General features: G+C 41.1%; 3 protein-coding genes. All 3 read left to right on the top strand.

The window, feature by feature from the left end:
- Positions 1-276: 276 nt before the first annotated feature.
- The 3 genes from RMO55_RS13270 (at position 277) to RMO55_RS13260 (ending at position 1,419) form a co-directional block, all read left to right on the top strand.
- Positions 277-702, top strand: coding sequence for a hypothetical protein (locus tag RMO55_RS13270; RefSeq protein WP_310427210.1), 426 nt, complete (start codon positions 277-279; stop codon positions 700-702).
- 6 nt (positions 703-708) lie between these two features.
- Complete coding sequence (locus RMO55_RS13265) at positions 709-1,098, top strand: hypothetical protein (RefSeq protein ID WP_310427208.1); 390 nt, start codon at positions 709-711, stop codon at positions 1,096-1,098.
- Between the two features lie 177 nt (positions 1,099-1,275).
- A complete protein-coding gene (locus tag RMO55_RS13260; protein WP_310427207.1) occupies positions 1,276-1,419 on the top strand; it encodes a hypothetical protein in 144 nt (47 codons plus the stop codon).
- Positions 1,420-1,685: the final 266 nt, after the last annotated feature.

Raw genomic sequence — 1,685 nt, 5'->3', positions numbered from 1 at the left:
AGCGTGCTATTTTGTCCGAATTCTGTGTCCCCCCCCTTAGCGTCACTTTCTGCACGGTTGCTCACTTGACAGCTAATCCCCCTTTTCGAGGGAATGTACAAATAAGCCGTAAATGAGCCAGATTTAACGCCATAGGGCTATTTTAGCACAGATTAATGTCCGCAAAGGGGCATTATCGGACATTAGATTAGAATTAGGTAAGATTGAAGATTGGATCGCTATCATGATATAATATTGGGACGCACACATCAATTGCCACAGCAGATTGGAGGTTTTATGACAGTCGCTAAGAATCATCCAAACACCCAGCCGTTACTTATCGATATCAGTAATACCGCCCTCCATTCAACTGAACAGTTGGAACTGTTGCGAAATGGCAATCCCGATCTCAAACTGGAATTGACTGAGGAGGGGAAACTTAGCGTAATGTTGCCAGAAATGCTTGGCAATGTGGTAGAGACAACGATAGCTGCTAGAGAAGTATCACCACAGGAAGATGAGCTGATTTCTCACCCAACATCTTTAGGACAATATAGCTTGGTGGAACTGACAGCAGAAGAAACTGCTCGGAGAGTTGGGATGGTAGAACGTCGAATAGAACGCGAACGTCAAGAATGGGATAGTTTAACTCCAACACAAAAATCGGAACACGATCGACAATTTGATGAATTATACAAGTCTCTCGCAGAGTCGCGGAGATAGTTTTTGATGATTGTTTTTCTAGATACTAATATTCTTGGATTAATTTCTAATAAGAATATTTCTTTTGATGAGTGTCAACAATGTAAGAAATGGTTTGATACTCTATTTATTAGGGGTGTTCGCATTGTCACTTCCGATCTTTGTCACTATGAAGTGATGAGGGGTTTGATAAGTTCTTCAATTAGATTGCCGAAGGCAGGTTTTCAACCAACGGCTGAAGCTGCTCCAGGGATTAGATCGTTAGAATTGTTAAAGGCGGACGGGTTTCTGGAATTTATACCTGTTTCTACAGAAGCTTTAGATTTAGCTGCCAATCTTTGGGCTAGAGCATTTACCAGTGGGCAAACTACTAGAGATGAAAAGGATATTGATATTGACATTATTATTTCGGCTTAGTATCAAATACTTAGAGATGAGTTTCCAGGGCAGCGAGTTATTATGGCGACAACAAATTTAAAACATCTCTCAATATTCTGTGATGCTGCTAATTGGAGAGATATTAAAGTATAACTTTAACATCTTGGTGAAATATTTTATATAAGATCAGTTTAGATTAAATTTTGACAAAGCAATATGAATATCGGCGAACAAGATTTTTTAGAACAACTCGAAGTTTGCTGTCCAGTTTGCGGTAGCAATAGTTTTGGGACTGATGAAACAAACACGCTCAGTTGTAATGAATGCGATTATTCGGAACCAGACCATGAGCCAGATTAGTCGTTCTGAGGTTTGGTAAGATCGTGCCCACTAAAGTCCCCCACAATTGCTTTCAATGCTCCAAGGTCGGTAATGATGAGGCTAAGTTAAAGTCTTGCTGGGACACTAAGCTTTGCCCTGCTAGACGGCATTATCATCGCAATCGTGGCAAGTTGTCACTGGAACGCAAGGCGAAGCGATTGGGTGCGAGTAATATCGTTGAGATTGCGGTTAAAATTCCGACGGGGTTTGCTGCTAGTGTGATTTTCTATCGAGAGCGGCAGGAT

It is taken from the genome of Chamaesiphon sp. VAR_48_metabat_135_sub, assembly GCF_031418915.1.
Taxonomy (GTDB): domain Bacteria; phylum Cyanobacteriota; class Cyanobacteriia; order Cyanobacteriales; family Chamaesiphonaceae; genus Chamaesiphon.
This window is presented reverse-complemented; position numbering and strand designations above follow the sequence as displayed.

Excerpts from the sequence above, each read along its gene's own strand:
- RMO55_RS13270 (WP_310427210.1), top strand. The coding sequence starts at position 277 with ATGACAGTCGCTAAGAATCATCCAAACACCCAGCCGTTACTTATCGAT.
- RMO55_RS13265 (WP_310427208.1), top strand. The coding sequence starts at position 709 with ATGATTGTTTTTCTAGATACTAATATTCTTGGATTAATTTCTAATAAG.
- RMO55_RS13260 (WP_310427207.1), top strand. The coding sequence starts at position 1,276 with ATGAATATCGGCGAACAAGATTTTTTAGAACAACTCGAAGTTTGCTGT.